Raw genomic sequence first — 983 nt, forward strand, 5'->3', positions numbered from 1 at the left:
TGAGCGCCGCCACCACGACCCCGCGCGTGATCGACATGCGCTGCCGGCCCGCCTACCTGCACGACTTCTTCGGCCGGACGCCCGGCTCGCCCGGCGAAGACCTGGCGCGCTGGCTGAACCGGCGCGTGGGCACGCGCGGCGATGACGCGCACTTCACCCGCTCGCGCACGCCCGAAGGCTTTCTGGCCGAGGTGCGCGATGCCGGCCTGTCGCACGCCGTGGTGGTGGGCCGTCACACGCCCGGCCAGCACCTGCCCAACGACGCCATCCATGCCATCGTGCAGGGCCAGCCGGAGCTGATCGGCATCGGCGCGGTGGACCCGGCGCTGCAGGGCGAGGCCGCCGCGCTGGCCGAAGTGGAGCGCGCCGTGAAGGTGCTGGGCCTGGCGGGCATCGACATCGAACCGGGCTTCGGCCAGCCGCCGCGCCACCCGGACGACCCGGTGTACTTTCCCATCTACGAGCGGGCGCAACAGCTGGGCGTGCCCGTGTTCCTGATGACCGGGCCGACCTCGCCCGACCTGCGCTTCAACGACCCGGCCCCGGTCGCGCGCGTGGCGCAGGCCTTTCCGCGCCTGCCCATCGTGGCGTACCACGGCTGGTGGCCCAACGTGCAGCAGGCCATCGGCCTGGCCTTTCGCTACGACAACGTGTTCCTGGTGCCCGACATGTATTTGTTCCAGCCCGGCAGCCCGGCCTATGTGGAGGCGGCCAATGGGTTTCTGGGCGACCAGCTGCTGTTCGGCTCGTCGTACCCGTTCCGGCCGATCGGCCAGTCCATCGAGGACGCCCTGGCGCTGGGCCTGCGCGAGAGCGTGATCGACCGGGTGCTGTACGGCAATGCGGCGCGGCTGCTGGGCATCGGCAGCGTGCCGGTGCAGGCCGGGCCCGCCTGACTCCCGTCGGCCTGCGGCGCCCGCCCGGCAAGGCGCCGGGCTTTTTCTCAGAAGGTTTCCCAGTCGTCATCCGACCGCGATGACGGC

At 72.0% G+C, this 983-nt stretch carries 1 protein-coding gene; it reads left to right on the forward strand.

Annotated elements, in window-relative coordinates:
- The first annotated feature begins 35 nt into the window (after nt 1–35).
- A complete protein-coding gene (locus AC27KI_RS25805) occupies nt 36–896 on the forward strand; it encodes an amidohydrolase family protein (protein ID WP_487116677.1) in 861 nt (286 codons plus the stop codon).
- Nucleotides 897–983: the final 87 nt, after the last annotated feature.

This window comes from Acidovorax sp. KPB24-03 (assembly GCF_057546605.1).

Excerpts from the sequence above, each read along its gene's own strand:
- AC27KI_RS25805 (WP_487116677.1), top strand. The coding sequence starts at position 36 with ATGCGCTGCCGGCCCGCCTACCTGCACGACTTCTTCGGCCGGACGCCC.